Origin of the sequence: Acidovorax sp. JMULE5 (genome assembly GCF_013376875.1) — a bacterium.
Lineage (GTDB): Bacteria > Pseudomonadota > Gammaproteobacteria > Burkholderiales > Burkholderiaceae_C > Acidovorax > Acidovorax facilis.
In genome coordinates, this window is the sequence record NZ_CP035951.1 from 4,150,927 (window position 1) to 4,168,550 (window position 17,624).

The window sequence follows — 17,624 nt, forward strand, 5'->3', positions numbered from 1 at the left end:
GCGATGATGGTGCCGCGCTGATCAGCCTGCCGGCCTGAGGAGCCTGCACTTCATCTGGTCCGAGTCGGTGATTTCGCCGACGTACTCCCCATCGTGCTCCATCACGCCTTGATGGGTGTGCGGTTTGGCGACTCGATTCCAGACTTGGGCAAGCGGTGCCTTTGCAGCACGCGCGCTGGAATCAGGACGCGAAGGAGGGGTTGCTCATGTCGACTCAGGGTGCGACAGGTATTTTGTTCGGACAGATAGTCGTGGTGCTGGGTGTCACTCTTGGCGGCTTCTGGGCGGGCACGCAATGGACGGCGCATGCACTAGGCCACCAGACCGGGCTTGGCCCACCGTGGTTTCACGTTTCGGGCATGCTGGTCTACGAGCCCTGGAAGCTTTTCGAGTGGTGGTACTTTTTCGACGCCTATGCTCCGCATGTGTTCGAACGCGGCGGGATCATTGCTGCGTCGAGCGGGATACTCGCTACGGGAGCGGCCATCGGAATGGCCGTCTGGCGCTCTCGGTTGACCAAGGGGGTCACGACCTACGGTTCCGCCCGATGGGCAGAGCGTGACGAGATTGCCAAAGCTGGCCTGACGCGGCCTGCCGGCGTCTTTCTTGGAAAGACCGCGCACAAAGACTCCGAGTACCTGCGCCACGAAGGTCCGGAGCACGTCATCGCCTTTGCCCCGACGCGTTCCGGCAAGGGCGTGGGCCTGGTCGTGCCGTCCCTGCTGTCCTGGCCCGGCTCCGCCGTGATCCACGACATCAAGGGCGAGAACTGGAACATCACGGCCGGCTGGCGTGCGCGCTTCTCGCACTGCCTGCTCTTCAACCCCACCGACGTCAGGTCGGCCGCCTACAACCCCCTGCTCGAAGTCCGCCGCGGTGACCATGAAGTCCGCGACGTGCAGAACATCGCCGACATCCTGGTGGATCCCGAGGGCGCACTGGAGCGCCGCAACCATTGGGAGAAGACCAGCCACGCATTGCTGGTTGGAGCCATCCTGCACGTGCTCTATGCGGGCGAAGACAAGACCCTGCGCGGCGTCGCCAACTTCCTGTCCGATCCAGCGTGCCCCTTCGAGGTCACTCTGCACCGCATGATGACCACGCACCATCTGACGGAGAGCGTGCATCCGGTGGTGGCTTCTGCTGCTCGCGAAGTCCTCAACAAGAGCGAGAACGAACGCTCGGGCGTGTTGTCCACCGCCATGAGCTTCCTGGGGTTGTACCGCGACCCCACGGTGGCTGAGGTCACTTCACGCTGCGACTGGCGCATTGCCGACCTCATCTCAGCCGAGCACCCTGTCTCGCTGTATCTGGTGGTGCCACCTTCCGACATCAGCCGCACCAAGCCGCTGATCCGCCTGATCCTCAACCAGGTCGGGCGGCGCCTCACCGAATCGCTGGACGGTTCGGACGGCATCGAGCGCCGGCACAAGCTGCTCTTGATGCTCGACGAGTTTCCTGCATTGGGTCGCCTCGACTTCTTCGAGTCCGCCCTGGCCTTCATGGCCGGCTACGGGTTGCGCGCCTTCCTAATCGCGCAGTCCCTGAACCAGATAGACAAGGCCTATGGACCCAACCACTCGATCCTCGACAACTGCCATGTGCGCATCGCTTTCGCGACCAATGACGAGCGCACGGCGAAGCGGATCTCGGAGGCCCTGGGCACTGCTACTGAGCTGCGCGCTCAGCGCAACTACGCGGGCCATCGGCTCGCGCCCTGGCTGGGCCACCTGATGGTGTCGCGCCAGGAGACGGCTCGGCCACTGCTGACGCCTGGCGAAGTCATGCAGTTGCCGCCCGAGGACGAAGTGGTGATGGTGTCCGGATATCCACCCATCAAGGCGAGGAAGTTGCGCTACTACCTGGATCGCAATTTCACGGGCAGGGTCTTGAAGGCGCCGGTATTGGTCGCAGGGACCTATTTGGACCGGCCTGCAGTGCGAGTAGATGACTGGAGCGGGCTGGCGCCGCTGGTTGCGCCTGGCGCTTCGAGTGTGGACGGGGAGGGCGGGTTTGCCGACGAAGGCGGGCTCCAGCTCAAGCCTGAGCTGGAGATAAGCACGGTAGATGAGGGCGAGCCGGGTACCGATGACCTGATGCTGCTGGACGATGATGACGATATGCCACTGCGGCCTCAAGACGTGGACCGGCAGCTCATACGCACCGCGCAACTGGCGGCGCTGGATCAGGATGACGGGATTGCGCTATGAGCCGCGCCCGCCTGAACATCTTCATCGAGCCGGCGCACGCCAAGCGGCTGGACCAACTGGCCGTGCACAAAGGCGTATCTAAGTCCGCGATCGTGGCTGCGGCACTTTCTTCGTTCCTCTCGCCCGATGGCGGCGACCAGCGCGAAGCGGCGATGGCCAAGCGGCTGGACCGACTCTCCCGGCAGTTTGATCGCCTTGAGCGCGACCAGAACATCCTGATCGAGACGGTAGCGCTCTACGTCCGCTACTTCCTCACGGTTTCGATCCCGGTGCCCGAGGGGCACCAGGAGGTGGCCCGGGCTCAGGGGCGAGCGCGTTTCGCACAGTTTATCGAGCAGTTGGCCCGCCACCTGCAGCGCGGTCGCAGTCTGGTGCGGGAGGTGCACGAGGAGATCGAGCCGGCTGGCAGCAGTCCGGAGTCAGACCCTGAGCCCGGGAGTGCCGATGGCGCGCAAACCTGACCAGGATTCCGGCCGCGAGGGCGCCGGCAATGCCACGGTGTCGCTGGAGCGGCGCATCCGCATGCTGCGCACGGCGTTGGGGCCGGAGATCGCCGCCGCGCTCGAAGACCCGGAGGTGGTCGAAGTCATGCTAAACCCGGACGGCTCGCTGTGGGTGGACCGGCTGGGGTCTGGGCGCGAACCCACGGGTACTTCTTTGCCCGCACCCGTGGCCGAACGCATCATCCGTCTGGTGGCCGCCCATGTGCGCGCCGAGGTGCATTCCGGCCTGCCCATTCTGTCGGCGGAGCTGCCAGAGACTGGAGAACGCTTTCTGGGGGTTTTGCCGCCCGTGGTGCGCGCGCCTTCGTTTGCGATCCGCAAGCGCGCGCTGCGCATCCTGACCCTGGCGGACTATGTGGCCGATGGCGTGATGACCGAGGCCCAGGCCGCCTTTCTGCACTCCGCCGTGCGCGAGCGCCTGAACATCGTGGTGGCGGGCGGCACCAGCACTGGCAAGACCACGCTCGCCAATGCACTCCTGGACGAGATCGCCCAGACCCGGGACCGGGTGCTGATCCTCGAAGACACGGTGGAGCTGCAGTGCCGCTCGGATGACCACGTGGGCATGCGCTCCGAGCCCGGCGTGACCACCATGGCCGACCTGGTGCGCGCCACCCTGCGCCTGCGCCCCGACCGCATCGTCGTCGGCGAGGTGCGCGGCGCCGAGGCGCTGGATTTGCTCAAGGCCTGGGGTACAGGCCACCCGGGTGGCATCGCCACTGTGCATGCGGGCTCCGCCCTGGGTGCGCTCACGCGCCTGGAGCAACTGGTGCAGGAAGTCTCCGTCACCGTGCCGCGCGCGCTGATTGCCGAGGCGGTGAATGTCATCGTCTTCATCGCAGGACGGGGACGTGCACGGCGTGTGCGCGAGATCGCCCGCGTCGTTGGATATGACAGCCAGGGCTACCAACTCGACACCACGCTGGGACCGCTGCCTTGGGTCTCCTCTCCCCCTTCATCACCTTCCTCAACCCCTGGAGAACCGCCATGACGCATTCCCGTATTTCCGTAAAACCTATTTGGCAGGCAGCCGCCGTGGCAGCCCTGCTGCTGGCCATTGCCGTTCCCGCGCAAGCCGCTGGCTCCAACATGCCGTGGGAGGCGCCGCTGCAGTCCATCCTCGAATCCATCCAGGGGCCGGTGGCGCGCATCGTGGCGGTGATCATCATCATTGCCACGGGGCTGACGCTGGCATTTGGTGACACGTCGGGCGGCTTCCGCAAACTGGTGCAGATCGTCTTCGGGCTGTCTATTGCATTCGCGGCATCCAGCTTCTTTCTGTCGTTCTTCTCGTTCGCTGGCGGGGCGGTGCTGGCATGAGCAACAGCACCGTCGCTGACTCTATGCCGGGCTTTGAAGTGCCGCTGCACCGGTCGCTGACCGAGCCCATCCTGATGGGCGGTGCACCCCGCACGGTGGCGATCACCAACGGCACGCTGGCCGCCGCGGTGGGCCTGGGCCTGCAACTCTGGATCCCTGGCCTGGTGCTCTGGATCGCCGGGCATTCGCTCGCAGTCTGGGGCGCGCGCATGGATGCGCAGTTCATGCAGGTGTTCGCGCGGCACGTCAAGCACCGTGTGCTGCTGGATGTCTGAGGCCAGTTGTGGAGAACACCCCATGCTGAACCTCGCTGAGTACAGGCGGCGCCCCGCGTTGCTGTCCGACTGGCTGCCCTGGGCCGGGCTGGTCGCGCCCGGTGTCGTTCTCAACAAGGACGGTGCGTTCCAGCGCACGGCACGGTTTCGGGGACCGGACCTGGACAGTGCGACGCAAGGCGAACTGATCGCCACCTCGGCGCGCCTGAACAATGCGCTGCGGCGCCTGGGCTCGGGCTGGGCGCTGTTTGTGGAGGCCGAGCGCCTGGAGGCGGGTGACTATCCGCAGTCCGTGTTTCCTGAACCGCTGTCCTGGCTGGTGGACGAGGAGCGGCGTTCTGCCTTCGAAGAGAACGCAAGCCACTTCGAAAGCTGCTACCGCCTCACGCTGGTCTACCTGCCACCCGAAGAGGGTAGGGCCCGCGCCGCCAAGCTGCTCTACGAGAACGGCAAGACCGAAGGCGTGGACTGGCGAGAGCGGCTGGAGGCCTTTGTGTCCGAGTCGGTGCGTTTTCTGGACCTGCTGGACGGCGTGATGCCGGAGAACGGCTGGGTGGACGATGCGCAGACGCTGACCTACCTGCACGATTGCGTGTCTACGCGTCGGCATCCGGTGGCGGTGCCGGAGGTACCGATGCACTTGGATGCGCTGCTGGCGGATGAGCCGCTGGTGGGTGGACTGGCGCCGATGCTGGGAGGGATGCATCTGCGCACGCTGTCGGTGCGGGGGTTTCCGACATCGACCTGGCCGGGTGTACTGGACGACCTGAACCGCTTGGGCTTTGCCTATCGGTGGAGTACGCGCTTCCTGTGCCTGGACAAGTCCGAAGCAGAGAAGGAGCTGACCCGCCTTCGCCGCCAGTGGTTCGCCAAGCGCAAGAACATCGTGGCGCTGCTGCGCGAGACCATCTTCCAGCAGGAGAGCCCGCTGGTGGATTCGGACGCGTCGAACAAGGCGGCCGACGCTGACGCGGCGCTGCAGGCCCTGGGCAGCGACCAGGTGGCGTTTGGCTATGTCACTGCGACGGTCACTGTGCTTGATGCCGATGCGACCGCCGCCGACGAGAAGCTGCGCGCGGTGGAGCGGACCATCCAGGGCCGGGGCTTTGTGACCATTCCCGAGACCCTCAATGCCGTCGAAGCCTGGCTGTCTTCGATTCCGGGCAACGCCTACGCCAATGTGCGTCAGCCCATCGTCTCCACCCTGAACCTGGCGCACATGATGCCGGTGTCGGCGGTCTGGGCCGGCCAGGAGCGCAACAAGCACCTGGACGGGCCCCCCCTGATCGTCACGCGCACGGACGGCGCCACGCCGTTCCGGCTGGTCACGCACATCGGGGACGTGGGCCACACCCTGGTGGTCGGCCCCACGGGCATGGGCAAGTCGGTGCTGCTGGCCACCCTGGCGCTGCAGTTCCGGCGCTACCCGAACTCGCGCATCCTCGCCTTCGACATGGGACGCTCGATGCGCGCCACGGTGCTGGGGCTCGGTGGCGAGCACTATGACCTGGGGCTGGACGGCGAGATCGCGTTCCAGCCGCTGGCACGCATCGATCAGGAGGGCTACCGTGCCTGGGCGTCGGAGTGGGTCGAGGGTCGGTTGATCCACGAAGGAATATCCGTGGGCCCCGCCGAGAAGGATGCGGTTTGGTCTGCCCTCAACAGCCTGGCCAGCGCGCCCGTGGAGCAGCGCACGCTCACGGGCTTGTCCGTGCTGCTGCAGTCGAATGCCCTGCGTCAGGCGCTGCAGCCTTATGTGCTGGGCGGTGCCCACGGCAAGCTGCTCGATGCGGATGTGGACCGTCTGGGCTCTTCCTCGGTCCAGTGCTTCGAGATGGAGGAGCTCATGCACAGCAAGGCCGCGACCCTGGCCGTGCTGTCCTACCTGTTCGCGCGCTTTGACGAACGCTTTGATGGCGCGCCGACGCTGCTGATCCTCGACGAGGCCTGGCTGTTCCTGGACGACCCGGTGTTTGCCACGCGCATTCGCCAGTGGCTCAAGACGCTGCGCAAGAAGAACGTGTCGGTCATCTTCGCGACCCAGTCGCTGGCGGATATCCAGGGCTCAAGCATCGCCCCAGCCATCGTGGAGAGCTGCGCGAGCCGCATCTTTCTGCCCAACCCCCAGGCGACCGAGCCGCAGATCCGGGTGATCTACGAAGGGTTCGGCCTCAACGGACGGCAGATCGACATCGTCGCACAGGCCACGCCCAAGCGCGACTACTACTACCAGTCTCGGCTGGGCAACCGGGTGTTTGACCTGGGGCTGGGGCCCGTGGCGCTGGCGTTTGCGGGGGCTTCGTCTCAGGAGCACCAGCGGGACATCGACGAGGTGGCCTCGGCGACCCGCCAGGACTTCGCGGCCGCCTGGCTGCGCCATTGCGGGCTGGAATGGGCCGCGGAGCTCATTGCCTCGTTCCCACCGATCTCTACTCACTGAAGGAGGTATTCATGACTCTCAAGATGGTGTTTCAACCCCGACGTGTTGCACTTGCGGCCATTGCGGCGCTGTCCCTCGGCGCGGCGCTGCCTGCGCAGGCCCAGATGTTTGGGGGCCGCATCGTGTTCGATCCCTCGAACTTCTCCCAGAACATCCTGACGGCGGCGCGGACGCTGGAGCAGATCAACAACCAGATCCGGCAACTGCAGAATGATGCACTGAACCTGGCCAAGCTGGATTCCAGCGCTCTGGGCGAGCTGCGGGCAGCGCTGGGAGCGACTAACCAGCTGATCCGTCAGGCGCAGGGGCTGGCGTTCAACGTGCAGCAGATGGAAGGCGAGTTTCGGCGGCTGTACCCGCAGGCCTACACCGCCTCGATCTCGGGCAACCAGATGGCGCTGGATGCGCGCCAGCGCTGGCAGAACTCGCTGGAGGCGCTGCGCACCGCCACCCAGGTGCAGTCACAGGCGGTGCAGAATTTCGCAAGCGACGAGCGCACGCTCACGGACCTCGTGAACCGCAGCCAATCGGCCGTGGGCGCCCTGCAGGCCATGCAGGCGACGAACCAGCTGCTGGCCCTGCAGTCGCGCCAGTCCATGCAGGCGCAGCAGCTGCAGATCACCCAGGACCGGGCGGTGGCACTGGAGCAGGCGCGACAGGTGGCTGTGCAGGAACGGGCGCGCGAGGTGCGCCGACGCTTCCAGGGTGAGGGAACGCCGTACACGGCGGCGCCGGTCAGCTTCTACGGCCAGTGAGGGGATGACCATGATGTCCAAGTACCTTCTGATCATGTCCGTCGCGCTGCTGGTGGCTGGCTGCGACAAAACTCCTGCCATCGAGACCGTCGAGTCGCTGGTAGTTAACCCCGAACGGCTCAGGGAACTGCGCGCCCAGTGCAAGGCGGACCACGCCAAGGTGGGTGATGCGCAGTGCAACGCGGTGGCCGAGGCCACGCGCCGGCGATTCATGGGTGGCGGGACAGCGCATCTACCGGCTGCCCCCCAGCCCGAGTCATCGGCCGCGAGCGCGGCCTCCAGCGATACCGCCAGGGATTGAGCACCATGAACGACGTGGCGGTCATCGACCGCTTTCTCGATGTGTTCTCCCGCTACATCGATTCGGGGTTCGGTCTGCTCGGTGGCGAGGTGCGGTTTCTGAGCGCCACTTTGATCGTGATCGACGTGACGCTCGCCGGGTTGTTCTGGGCCATGGGTCATGCCTCGGGACAGGGCGACGATGTGATCGCGCGGCTGATCAAGAAGGTGCTGTATGTGGGGGCGTTTGCTTTCATCATCGGCAACTTCAACCGGCTGGCGGGGATCGTGTTTCAGTCGTTTGCGGGGCTGGGATTGACCGCTTCGGGTTCGGGCATGACGCAGGCGCAGTTTCTGCGGCCGGGCCAACTGGCGAAGGTGGGCATTGATGCGGGCCGGCCGATCATGGCGCAGATCAGCGAGTTGACGGGGTTTCCGGAGGTGTTCGCGAACCTGGACGTGATCACCGTGCTGTTCTTGGCGTGGCTGGTCCTGATCGTGAGCTTCTTCGTGCTGGCGGTGCAGCTGTTCGTGACGTTGATCGAGTTCAAGCTGACCACCCTCGCGGGCTTTGTGCTGGTGCCGTTTGCCTTGTGGAACAAGACTAGCTTCCTGGCGGAGAAGGTGCTGGGCAATGTGATCTCGTCGGGAATCAAGGTGCTGGTGCTGGCGGTCATCGTAGGGATTGGCTCGGGGCTGTTTGCGGAGTTCAGGACACCGGCAGGGGCGGAGCCCTCCATCGACCATGCGCTGGTCATCATGTTGGCGGCGCTGGCCATGCTCGGACTGGGGATCTTTGGGCCGGGGATTGCGACCGGGCTGGTCTCGGGAGCACCGCAGCTGGGTGCGGGAGCTGCTGTAGGTACGGCCATTGGGGCGACCGGTCTGGCTGTCGCCGGTGGCGCTGCCGTGGCCGGTGCTGGCTCGGCCGTGGCGGCAGGAGCACGCATGGCACCTGGCGCGACCAAGGCGGCCATTGCTGGCGGTGCCTCGGCTGCGCGCTCTGCCAGTGCCCTGGCCAGCGGTGCGAAGTCGGCCTACCTGGCGGGTGTTGCGGCTTCTGGCGGTAGCGGCGCGCGGGCTGCTGCCGCAGGCATGAGGAACGTTGCCAAGACCGGAGCAACTGCTGCGGGCCAGCGTGTTGCTTCCGGTGCGAAGGCCGTCAAGGCCAGCGTTGCGGGCTTCGTCAGCGAAGCGGTAGCACCAACAGCCACTGCGGCTGCCGACGCCGCATTCGAGGCCAGTACCTCCCCACCCACGACTGAACCCGCCTGGGCCCAGCGCATGCGGCGCAGGCAGCAGGCCGCACACGCGGCCACGACGGCCGCGCACGCGCTGCGCTCGGGCGACCACGGGGGCTGCGGCTCCGGGCCGAGCCTTCGCGATGACTCGAACTCTTGAGGAGAACCTCCATGCGATTCAAACGACCCCGGGTGCGGTACTCGGAGACACCTGAGCCCATCACCCCTTACCAGGCCGCAGGGCAGGTCTGGGACGAGCGCATCGGCAGTGCGCGCGTGCAGGCCAAGAACTGGCGGCTGATGGCCTTTGGTTCCCTGTCGCTGGCCCTGCTGATGGCCGGAGGTCTGGTCTGGCGCTCCGCCCAGTCCATCGTGACACCTTATGTGATCGAGGTGGACCAGGCCGGACAAGTGCGGGCTGTCGGTGAGGCGGCCACGCCCTACAAGCCGGCGGACGCGCAGATTGCGTTTCACCTGGCGCGGTTCATCAGCGGCGTGCGTTCGCTGTCCATCGATCCGATCGTGGTGCGGCAGAGCTGGCTGGAAGCCTATGACTACACCACGGACAAGGGGGCTGCGGTGTTGAACGACTACGCGCGCACCAACGATCCGTTTTCTCGTATTGGGCAGCAGTCGGTGGCGGTGCAGGTCAACAGCGTGGTGCGGGCAAGCGATTCCTCCTTCCAGGTGCGTTGGACCGAGCGGCGCTATGTGAATGGGGAAGCCGCCGGTCTGGACCGCTGGACCGCCGTGCTGTCCATCGTGCTGCAGACCCCGCGCACCGAGGAACGTCTGCGCAAGAACCCCCTGGGCATCTACGTCAACGGACTGTCGTGGACCCGCGAACTGGAAACCTCCGAAGGAGTGAAGAAGCCATGAATGCACGAAGCCGTGTTTGCGTATTGCCGGCGGTTCTGCTGGCCATCCTGGCCATCCTGGCCACAGGCTGCGCGTCGCCGCGCAAGCCGCCAGATATCTCGCTCGATGAGCCCAGGCAGGAGAGGGCGGCGCAGCTGCTGCCCGAGGCGCCCAAGCCTGTGGAGGTTGTGGCTGTGCCGCAGCCGCTGGCATTGCCGGGGCAGTTGAAGCCTGTGGGGCGCGAGGCCGATGCGAAGCCGGTGCCTGAGCCAGCCGATGAGAAGGCCCGAGTGTCCAAGGCCAATGAGGAGGCGCGCATCGCTCCTTCGCGCGAGGGCTATGTCAATGCAATCCAGGTCTGGCCCTATGCCGATGGTGCGCTGTATCAGGTCTATACCAGCCCTGGCCGCGTCACGGTGATTGCATTGCAGGCTGGCGAAGAACTAGTGACGGTTTCGGCCGGGGATACGGTGCGCTGGATCGTGGGAGACACAGCCAGTGGGTCAGGTGCGGACTTGCGGGTGAACATCCTAGTCAAGCCCACGCGGGTGGGCCTGAAGACCAACCTGGTCATCACCACAAACCGCCGGACCTACCTGCTGGAGCTATCTTCGACGCCGCAGGCCTGGATGGCATCGGTGTCCTGGGACTACCCCAAGGACCGGATGCTCGCGCTGCAGAAGCAGGCGCGGGAGGCGCAGGTGGGCGCTCCGGTGGAAACGGGGATGTCGCTGGAGCAGATCCGGTTTAGGTATGCGGTGAGCGGGGATTCGCCACCCTGGAAGCCGCTGCGGGCGTTTGACGATGGGGAGAAGGTCTATATCCAGTTCCCGGGGGGCATCGCTCAAGGTGAGCTGCCACCGTTGTTTGTGATCGGGCCGCAGGGTGATGGGCAATTGGTGAACTACCGGTACCGGGCACCCTACTACGTGGTGGATCGGTTGTTTGGTGCGGCCGAGCTGCGTCTGGGTGGAGACAAGGCCCAGGTGGTAAGGATCGAGCGCACGGATGGCGTGAGTTCGGCGCGGAGGAACTGAGATGGGTACGACCGACATGCCGGAGGCACCGCAAACGTCAGCGCCCAAGGCCGATCCCGAGGCCATGGCGTTGCGGGCTTCGCCGCGGCCGGTGACGCGGCTCAACCGGCGTACTCTGGTGGTGCTGGTGGGCGGGCTCAGTGCTGCGGTGTTGGGGGCCACGCTGTGGTCCCTGAGTCCGAGTCGGCGGGATCGTGGTGCCAATACCGAACTCTTCAACGTAGATCGCATTGCGCGCACCGAGGACCTGGAGCGGCTGCCGAAGGACTACTCGGGGTTGGTCAAGGCAGCGCCGCCGGTGCTGGGACCGCCGCTTCCTGGGGATCTTGGGCCGGCCATCGTGAAGTCGCAGCAGCCGATGGAGATGCGGGCGCCGAGAGTGGATTTGGATCAGGCCGAGGAGGCGGCCAAGTCGTCGGTGTTCTTCCGGAGCAGTGGGCAGGGTGGGGGCACCAAGCAAGCGGTGGCAGATGCTGTAGCTGGAAACCAGGCAGTAGGTACGGGCAACCAGGGGTTTGATCCGATGGCCGGGGCATCGGTGCAAGCAGCGCCGGCAGATCCGACCGCGGTGCAGAACCGGCAGGATGCGAAGGAGGCGTTCCTGGCGAAGGCGGGGGTGGGCGGGACGCGCAACCCAAGTAGCTTGCAGATTCCGACGTCGCCGTACCAGGTGATGGCCGGGACGGTCATTCCGGCGGCGCTGGTGACGGGGATCAATTCGGATTTGCCGGGGCAGGTGATTGCCAATGTGACCGAGGCGGTCTATGACACGACCACGGGCAAGCATTTGCTGATACCGCAGGGCTCGAGATTGATGGGGCGGTATGACAGCCAGGTGGCGTTCGGGCAGCGGAGGGTGTTGCTGGTGTGGACGCGGCTGATCCTGCCGGACACCTCGTCGGTGGCGCTGGATCGGCTGCCGGGGATTGATACTGCGGGGTACGCGGGGCTGGAGGATGGGGTGGATTGGCACTGGGACCGGATCCTGGCTGGGGCGGCGCTGTCCACGCTGCTGGGCGTGGGGGCGGAGCTGGCGGCGCCAGAGAGCCGGACCGATGGCAACCGCGTTGTGATTGCGGCCCGGGAGGGGGCGCAGGATGCGGTGAACCAGGTGGGGCAGGAGATCACCAAGCGGAACATGAGCATTCAGCCCACGCTGACGATCCGGCCTGGGTTCCCGGTGCGGGTGATGGTGAGCAAGGATCTGGTGTTGCGGCCGTACCAGCCGTTGATTTTCAATCGGGGAGAGGCGCGATGAGCAAGGGGCCGAACCGATTGAGCCTGGGGGCGCTGCCGCGGTCTGATGCGGTGAAGCTGACGATCACACTGTCGGCAGAGCTGAAGGCGCAGTTGGATGCCTATGCGGAGGTGCATGGGCGGGTGTACCAGGCGCCGGTGGATGCGGTTGCATTGATCCCGCACATACTCGGGACTTTCATCTTGCGAGATCGAGGATTTAAGGCTTTCAAGTCCAAAAGGGAAAAATGGGCTCATCCCGATCCAGCTGTAGCCGACACTGCAGCGCGCTAGCAGTTGAACTCCAGTGAGCTTGAGGTTGTCGTCAAGATCACCGTCGTGCGAAGCACTCGGCCCAACACCACTGGCAAGATACCTATTGGCTCCATAAGCCTTCCAACCCCTCCGATGGAAGTTATAATTTAACTTCCATGGAGGGCGGTATGGACGATCAGGGTTACTTTCACAGCTTTCCAGCCGTTCAGGGGTTTCAGGGCAAGCGTCCTTTCTTCATTGCGATGTGTCCGCTTCGTATGATTCCGAAGCTTTTCATGTTCGATGAAGAAGAGGTACCCGCAGAGTTGCGGGCTCAGCGATCACTCAACAGAAATCGTGTGCCGGCGATCGCTCAGTACTTGTTGGCGAACCCTGACACATACATTCTGTCTGCCTTGACAGCGTCAGTGGATGGGCAAGTACGGTTCGTACCGCTTGATGCCGGGCGAAACCTCTCTGTTGGGGTCATGGAGATTCCGATGGACGCGCGGATTTTGATCAACGATGGGCAGCACCGTCGCGCTGCGATCGAAGAGGCGCTCAAAGAAAGCCCCGCACTTGGGCAAGACAACGTTCCAGTTCTGTTTTTTGGTGATGAAGGGTTGGTCCGCAGCCAACAGATGTTTGCAGACCTGAACAAGTACGCTGTTCGCCCAAGCTATTCGTTGTCCACGCTATACGACCATCGCGACCCGAGTTCGGAGCTTGCTCGGTACCTTGCGTCTGAGTGTCGGGCATTTCGAGGCTTGACAGAGATGGAGAAGTCGACAATCTCAAATAGGTCGGTAAAACTTTTTACGTTGAGCAGCATCAAGCATGCAAGCCGGGCCTTACTTAGGAAGCATCCGAAAGATGAGTGCAGTTCGGTCGAGAGGATGCTTGCCAAGGAATATTGGGATGTGGTTAGTGACCAAATTCCCGATTGGCAGAGGGCTAGAACCAAGGACGTGGCAACTGCTGAACTTCGGCAGGAATACGTCCATGCCCATGGGGTCGCGTTGCAGGCGCTGGCTCTCGCTGGTGCAGAGCTGTTGTCCCAACGTTCGAAACAGTGGAAGTCTGATCTGCGCCATCTCCGCAACATCGACTGGTCGCGGTCTAACGTGGCAGTTTGGGAGGGGCGGGCCATGGTGCACGGAAGAATCAGCAAAGCTGCGACCAACGTCCACCTCGCCGCCAACTACGTTAAATCCCATCTGGGTTTGCCGCTTTCGTCGGCTGATTTGGAGCTTGAAGCCCTCTTGCCTGCCAAGCAGCGGCTCACTTCTAAAGGTAAATGATGGAATGCGTCATAGCGAGTAAGGAAGACATCCTTACCATTTACAAGGCCGACAACCGTCCTTGGGTCATTGGCTTCAGCGGCGGGAAGGATTCGACTGCGATTTGCCGGCTTGTATTCGAAGCTCTGCTTGAACTTCCCCTTCCCGAGAGAACTAAACCAATCTTTATTGTGTCTTCCGACACAATGGTTGAGACCCCCCTTGTTGTCAACTTGATTCACGAGGCGCTGGGCAAGATGCGGCTTGCAGCGGCCGAACTGGCACTTCCGATCGAGGTTGCAGCGCCTGTGAATCCACGGATAGACGAAACGTTCTGGGTCAACCTGATTGGCAAGGGATACCCAGCTCCGACTCGGCAATTCCGCTGGTGCACAGAGCGTATGAAGATCGACCCGACGAGCGAATTTATCCGTCAGAAGGTCGCGGCCTTTGGAGAGGTCGTTGTGGTTCTTGGTTCGCGCATCCAAGAGAGCGCATCTCGCGCCCAAGTGATCAGGAAGCATCGGATTGACGGTTCGCGGCTTGGAAAGCACACCAGCTTGCCTCATGCGCTGGTATTCACACCGATCGACCAGTGGAGTGCAGACGACGTATGGGAATACCTGTTCTCTGGTCCGGCCCCATGGGGCGGGGATCACCAAGCCCTGTTCGATGTGTACAAGGGGTCCAACGGAGGAGAGTGTCCGCTTGTACTGGACACGACAACGCCATCTTGCGGCAACTCAAGGTTCGGGTGCTGGGTGTGCACTGTTGTGACCAAAGACCGCGCGATGGATGGTTTGATCGAGACAGGCAATGCATGGCTTACTCCGTTGCGTGATTTTCGTAACGAGCTCTACGAGACAACCAATCCTTCTCGCAAGCATGAATTCCGAAGCGCGAGACGCCGCGATGGTTCCATCACGATCTCCATCAAGAAGGACGAGCAGGGCAATACAGTGCAAGAAAAGCATGTGCTTGGACCTTATAGGCTGGAGTACCGCAAGCATCTGCTGAGAGAACTTCTAAAGACACAGAAGGCGGTTACGGAGTCGAATCCTAAGGACGCTCAAGAACTCATCACCATTGCGGAGCTTGAGCAGATACGTAGAGAGTGGAGACTTGATCCGAACGAGCCGGATTGGGAGGACTCAGTGCCTGCGATCTATCGAGAGGTTTTCCCCAGTGACATCGCTTGGAAGATCGACGACGACTTTGTCTTCGACGCGAACGACGCTCTTGTTGTGGAGGAGCTCTGTTCGGAAAAGCGGCTCCCTAAGGAACTCCTGATGAAGCTGCTCGAACTTGAAGTCTCTTACCAAGGCCACGCAAGGAGATCTGGCCTGCAGAAGGAGTTGCAGGAATTGCTATCTCGGGACTGGGCAGACGACAAACAGGCCATTGCCTCACAGGCGGAGTGGACCAATCGGGTTAGCAGCTATGACGCTCAAGAGCGAGATCTGCAGAAACGGTACTCGGACATCGGAAAGGTGATTGGCGATGCTGATTGAACGGCTTCTTCTCACTGACTTCGGTAACTTCAGAGGTATTCATTCCTTCGACCTCGCTCCGCGGACGAAGTACGGTTCCAAGCGAACCATCGTCCTTTTTGGTGGTCTGAATGGCGCGGGCAAGACGACAATACTCAAAGCCGTGCGACTAGCCCTTTATGGGCGGCAGGGGTTTGATACGCCGCTGACGGAGAAAGAGTACGCGGCGATCCTTGCTCAGTTGATTCACTCGTCACAGACGCAGTTGGTTGCTGCTGAGCGTGCATCTGTCGAGATCATCTTCAGCTATGCTCGGCTAGGAGAGACCGTCCGTTATCGCGTGCAACGTGCATGGGGTGGCAAGGGCAGTGCCGCGCAGGAGTCATTGCTGCTCTTCAAGAATGAGGCTGAGGAACCTTGGCTGATGGGCGACCAGGCTCAGGGGTTCTTGTCGCAATTGATCCCGTCCGGAATTTCCCAGTTTTTCTTTTTCGATGGCGAGCAGATTGCTGATCTCGCGCGAGACGATGCGGACGAAGTGCTCAGTGATGCCATCCGGCGCTTGCTCGGCCTTGATATTGCGGACAGATTGGCGACGGACCTCTCTTCGTTTATCCGAACGAGGCGTGCGGCCGATACGCCGGATGATGTGCGTACCAAGCTGCGGTCGCTCCATGAAGCGTATGACCAGCTGATCTCCAAAATTGATAGCACACAGATTGAGCTGCAACAGGTGCTACAACCGCAGCTGGATCAGGCGATTGCCGCTAAGGAGCGGATGCGTTCGAAACTGTCTGATCGTGGCGGTGCTTGGGCCATCAATCGAACTCAAGTGGAGGCTAGACTTTTGAGCATCCAAGAGGACCGGGTTGAGCGCGAAGAACAAATTCGTGAACTCCTGTCAGGTCCCGGAGTCTTCATGTTTGCCGGGGATCTACAGCGTCAGTTGGTGGATACAGTGCAATCGGAGCGAAAGGCGCTGGAGGCTAAGGCTGTTTCTGGCTCTATCAAATCGACGGTGGATCAACTCAAGAAGCAGCTCTCGCAGGTGAAGGGCTCAAGTTCCTGGCGTTCTGTTGTGAACCGCACCATCGATGAATGGGTGAACGAAATTAGTGCTCCCCCGCATGCTCCATCCAAGATCATCCATGGGCTGACGGGAAGCGAAGCCGACAAACTGTTGAACACGTTGACGGCCACCGTTCCCATGGTGGAGCGCCAACTGGCCGAACTGCAGAAAAGCCTCAAGCAACTGGCAGAGCATGAGGCACAGGAGCAGGATAGATTGGCGCACGCACCCTCCGACGAATCTATACAGGAGGCATTTCGTACTCTTGAGGATTCGATGGAGGTAGTTAACCGTCTGGAGGCTAAGAAACAGGGTGTTCTTCAGGACATGCGCCGCAATCTTTGGCAGGCAATCGACATCACAAGGAAGAAGAGGAAACTCGAGAAGGACTCGCAGGTGGATGGGGTGACTGCCCGTGCAGACTACCTCGCCGAAAGTGTTCAGGAAGTCCTAGGCGAGTTCAAACGGCGCGCGGGCTCCCGCAAGTGCCAGGAACTCCGTCGTCATTTTGTGAGCGCTTTCCAAAGGCTTTCTCGCAAGGACGACATGATTGTCGACGCCTTGATCGATGAGTCGACGTTCCTTGTGAAACTGCTTGACCAACAAGGCAACGAAATTCCGAAAGCACGGCTCTCCGCCGGCGAAAAGCAAATTTTTGCGATCTCGATGCTCGAGGCACTCGGCAAGGCTTCGGGTCGAAGCTTGCCGATCATCATCGACACGCCCTTGGGGCGGCTGGACAGTAAACATCGCGAGAAGTTGGTCGAATCCTACTTCCCGAGGGCGAGCCATCAGGTCATTGTGCTTTCCACGGACACGGAGGTCGACCAGCGGTTCTACGACGGCCTGAGATCGAGCGTCTCGCACGCATTTCATTTGCGTTTTGATCCGCTCGAGAGGAGCACGTCGGCGGAAGAAGGTTACTTCTGGAAGGCAAAGGAGGTGGCGAATGTTGCCTAAGCGAATGCACATCTCGCAGGCGGCGACCGACAAGCTGAAGATCCTAAAGGGACGCACCAGCCTTACCCCCAATATCGTTTGCCGGATCGCTTTGGTTCGTTCGCTCCGTGACGGTCCCCGCGCCGGCAAACAGAAGGTTGATCAAAACGGCAGCGAGTTCATTGGAACCACGCTGTTCGGAGAATACGCGAACGTATTTGAGGCTTTGATCGTCCAGGTTCACGGTCCTATGGATATGAAAACCATGGGTCAAGTCATTGCGAGCCACATCGATGATGGATTGACTGGGCTCATGAAGGCCAGAACCGTTGCAGAACTGGTGGCCTACGCGACGTAGGCGCACTACAGGTGCGAACGAGAACCAAGGCCTTGTTCCAGCCGCAAGGGGTACCGCAGTGAAGCGGTGCTGCGAGCGC

General features: G+C 62.5%; 17 protein-coding genes. All 17 read left to right on the plus strand.

Annotated elements, in window-relative coordinates; genetic code table 11:
• Nucleotides 1-206 precede the first annotated feature (206 nt).
• Nucleotides 207-2,210 (plus strand): conjugal transfer protein TraG, encoded by a 2,004-nt coding sequence (locus tag EXV95_RS18920; protein WP_176888024.1) that lies wholly within the window; start codon nucleotides 207-209, stop codon nucleotides 2,208-2,210.
• On the plus strand, nucleotides 2,207-2,671 hold the full coding sequence (locus EXV95_RS18925; RefSeq protein WP_176888025.1) for a CopG family transcriptional regulator: 465 nt from the start codon (nucleotides 2,207-2,209) through the stop codon (nucleotides 2,669-2,671). Before EXV95_RS18920 ends, EXV95_RS18925 begins: the two co-directional genes overlap by 4 nt.
• Nucleotides 2,655-3,704, plus strand: a complete 1,050-nt coding sequence (gene trbB, locus EXV95_RS18930) for a P-type conjugative transfer ATPase TrbB (RefSeq protein ID WP_255484801.1) — start codon at nucleotides 2,655-2,657, stop codon at nucleotides 3,702-3,704. Before EXV95_RS18925 ends, trbB begins: the two co-directional genes overlap by 17 nt.
• Nucleotides 3,701-4,033, plus strand: a complete 333-nt coding sequence (locus tag EXV95_RS18935; RefSeq protein ID WP_176888026.1) for a TrbC/VirB2 family protein — start codon at nucleotides 3,701-3,703, stop codon at nucleotides 4,031-4,033. The genes trbB and EXV95_RS18935 overlap by 4 nt, the downstream gene beginning before the upstream one ends.
• The gene (locus EXV95_RS18940) at nucleotides 4,030-4,308 is read left to right on the plus strand and encodes a VirB3 family type IV secretion system protein (RefSeq protein ID WP_176888027.1); all 279 of its coding nucleotides are present in this window, start codon (nucleotides 4,030-4,032) and stop codon (nucleotides 4,306-4,308) included. The genes EXV95_RS18935 and EXV95_RS18940 overlap by 4 nt, the downstream gene beginning before the upstream one ends.
• A gap of 22 nt (nucleotides 4,309-4,330) precedes the next feature.
• Nucleotides 4,331-6,748, plus strand: coding sequence for a conjugal transfer protein TrbE (gene trbE / locus EXV95_RS18945; protein ID WP_176888028.1), 2,418 nt, complete (start codon nucleotides 4,331-4,333; stop codon nucleotides 6,746-6,748).
• A gap of 23 nt (nucleotides 6,749-6,771) precedes the next feature.
• Nucleotides 6,772-7,503 carry a P-type conjugative transfer protein TrbJ gene (gene trbJ / locus EXV95_RS18950; protein ID WP_176889108.1) on the plus strand — a complete coding sequence of 244 codons (732 nt, stop codon included), beginning with the start codon at nucleotides 6,772-6,774 and terminating at the stop codon, nucleotides 7,501-7,503.
• 13 nt (nucleotides 7,504-7,516) lie between these two features.
• Nucleotides 7,517-7,804 (plus strand): EexN family lipoprotein, encoded by a 288-nt coding sequence (locus EXV95_RS18955; protein WP_176888029.1) that lies wholly within the window; start codon nucleotides 7,517-7,519, stop codon nucleotides 7,802-7,804.
• Between the two features lie 5 nt (nucleotides 7,805-7,809).
• A complete protein-coding gene (gene trbL, locus EXV95_RS18960; RefSeq protein WP_176888030.1) occupies nucleotides 7,810-9,183 on the plus strand; it encodes a P-type conjugative transfer protein TrbL in 1,374 nt (457 codons plus the stop codon).
• 11 nt (nucleotides 9,184-9,194) lie between these two features.
• Complete coding sequence (gene trbF, locus EXV95_RS18965; RefSeq protein ID WP_176888031.1) at nucleotides 9,195-9,902, plus strand: conjugal transfer protein TrbF; 708 nt, start codon at nucleotides 9,195-9,197, stop codon at nucleotides 9,900-9,902.
• Nucleotides 9,899-10,918, plus strand: coding sequence for a P-type conjugative transfer protein TrbG (gene trbG / locus EXV95_RS18970; protein ID WP_176888032.1), 1,020 nt, complete (start codon nucleotides 9,899-9,901; stop codon nucleotides 10,916-10,918). Before trbF ends, trbG begins: the two co-directional genes overlap by 4 nt.
• 1 nt (nucleotide 10,919) lies before the next feature.
• Nucleotides 10,920-12,176 (plus strand): TrbI/VirB10 family protein, encoded by a 1,257-nt coding sequence (locus EXV95_RS18975; protein WP_176888033.1) that lies wholly within the window; start codon nucleotides 10,920-10,922, stop codon nucleotides 12,174-12,176.
• On the plus strand, nucleotides 12,173-12,448 hold the full coding sequence (locus EXV95_RS18980; RefSeq protein WP_176888034.1) for a DUF2274 domain-containing protein: 276 nt from the start codon (nucleotides 12,173-12,175) through the stop codon (nucleotides 12,446-12,448). The genes EXV95_RS18975 and EXV95_RS18980 overlap by 4 nt, the downstream gene beginning before the upstream one ends.
• A gap of 149 nt (nucleotides 12,449-12,597) precedes the next feature.
• A complete protein-coding gene (gene dndB, locus EXV95_RS18985) occupies nucleotides 12,598-13,710 on the plus strand; it encodes a DNA sulfur modification protein DndB (protein WP_176888035.1) in 1,113 nt (370 codons plus the stop codon).
• A complete protein-coding gene (gene dndC, locus EXV95_RS18990) occupies nucleotides 13,710-15,200 on the plus strand; it encodes a DNA phosphorothioation system sulfurtransferase DndC (RefSeq protein ID WP_176888036.1) in 1,491 nt (496 codons plus the stop codon). The genes dndB and dndC overlap by 1 nt, the downstream gene beginning before the upstream one ends.
• Entirely contained in the window at nucleotides 15,190-17,208 is a 2,019-nt protein-coding gene (dndD, locus tag EXV95_RS18995; RefSeq protein WP_176888037.1) for a DNA sulfur modification protein DndD, read from the plus strand. The genes dndC and dndD overlap by 11 nt, the downstream gene beginning before the upstream one ends.
• On the plus strand, nucleotides 17,198-17,545 hold the full coding sequence (gene dndE / locus EXV95_RS19000; protein WP_176888038.1) for a DNA sulfur modification protein DndE: 348 nt from the start codon (nucleotides 17,198-17,200) through the stop codon (nucleotides 17,543-17,545). The genes dndD and dndE overlap by 11 nt, the downstream gene beginning before the upstream one ends.
• The last annotated feature ends 79 nt before the right edge of the window (nucleotides 17,546-17,624 follow it).

Excerpts from the sequence above, each read along its gene's own strand:
- EXV95_RS18920 (WP_176888024.1), top strand. The coding sequence starts at position 207 with ATGTCGACTCAGGGTGCGACAGGTATTTTGTTCGGACAGATAGTCGTG.
- EXV95_RS18925 (WP_176888025.1), top strand. The coding sequence starts at position 2,207 with ATGAGCCGCGCCCGCCTGAACATCTTCATCGAGCCGGCGCACGCCAAG.
- trbB (WP_255484801.1), top strand. The coding sequence starts at position 2,655 with ATGGCGCGCAAACCTGACCAGGATTCCGGCCGCGAGGGCGCCGGCAAT.
- EXV95_RS18935 (WP_176888026.1), top strand. The coding sequence starts at position 3,701 with ATGACGCATTCCCGTATTTCCGTAAAACCTATTTGGCAGGCAGCCGCC.
- EXV95_RS18940 (WP_176888027.1), top strand. The coding sequence starts at position 4,030 with ATGAGCAACAGCACCGTCGCTGACTCTATGCCGGGCTTTGAAGTGCCG.
- trbE (WP_176888028.1), top strand. The coding sequence starts at position 4,331 with ATGCTGAACCTCGCTGAGTACAGGCGGCGCCCCGCGTTGCTGTCCGAC.
- trbJ (WP_176889108.1), top strand. The coding sequence starts at position 6,772 with ATGGTGTTTCAACCCCGACGTGTTGCACTTGCGGCCATTGCGGCGCTG.
- EXV95_RS18955 (WP_176888029.1), top strand. The coding sequence starts at position 7,517 with ATGTCCAAGTACCTTCTGATCATGTCCGTCGCGCTGCTGGTGGCTGGC.
- trbL (WP_176888030.1), top strand. The coding sequence starts at position 7,810 with ATGAACGACGTGGCGGTCATCGACCGCTTTCTCGATGTGTTCTCCCGC.
- trbF (WP_176888031.1), top strand. The coding sequence starts at position 9,195 with ATGCGATTCAAACGACCCCGGGTGCGGTACTCGGAGACACCTGAGCCC.
- trbG (WP_176888032.1), top strand. The coding sequence starts at position 9,899 with ATGAATGCACGAAGCCGTGTTTGCGTATTGCCGGCGGTTCTGCTGGCC.
- EXV95_RS18975 (WP_176888033.1), top strand. The coding sequence starts at position 10,920 with ATGGGTACGACCGACATGCCGGAGGCACCGCAAACGTCAGCGCCCAAG.
- EXV95_RS18980 (WP_176888034.1), top strand. The coding sequence starts at position 12,173 with ATGAGCAAGGGGCCGAACCGATTGAGCCTGGGGGCGCTGCCGCGGTCT.
- dndB (WP_176888035.1), top strand. The coding sequence starts at position 12,598 with ATGGACGATCAGGGTTACTTTCACAGCTTTCCAGCCGTTCAGGGGTTT.
- dndC (WP_176888036.1), top strand. The coding sequence starts at position 13,710 with ATGGAATGCGTCATAGCGAGTAAGGAAGACATCCTTACCATTTACAAG.
- dndD (WP_176888037.1), top strand. The coding sequence starts at position 15,190 with ATGCTGATTGAACGGCTTCTTCTCACTGACTTCGGTAACTTCAGAGGT.
- dndE (WP_176888038.1), top strand. The coding sequence starts at position 17,198 with ATGTTGCCTAAGCGAATGCACATCTCGCAGGCGGCGACCGACAAGCTG.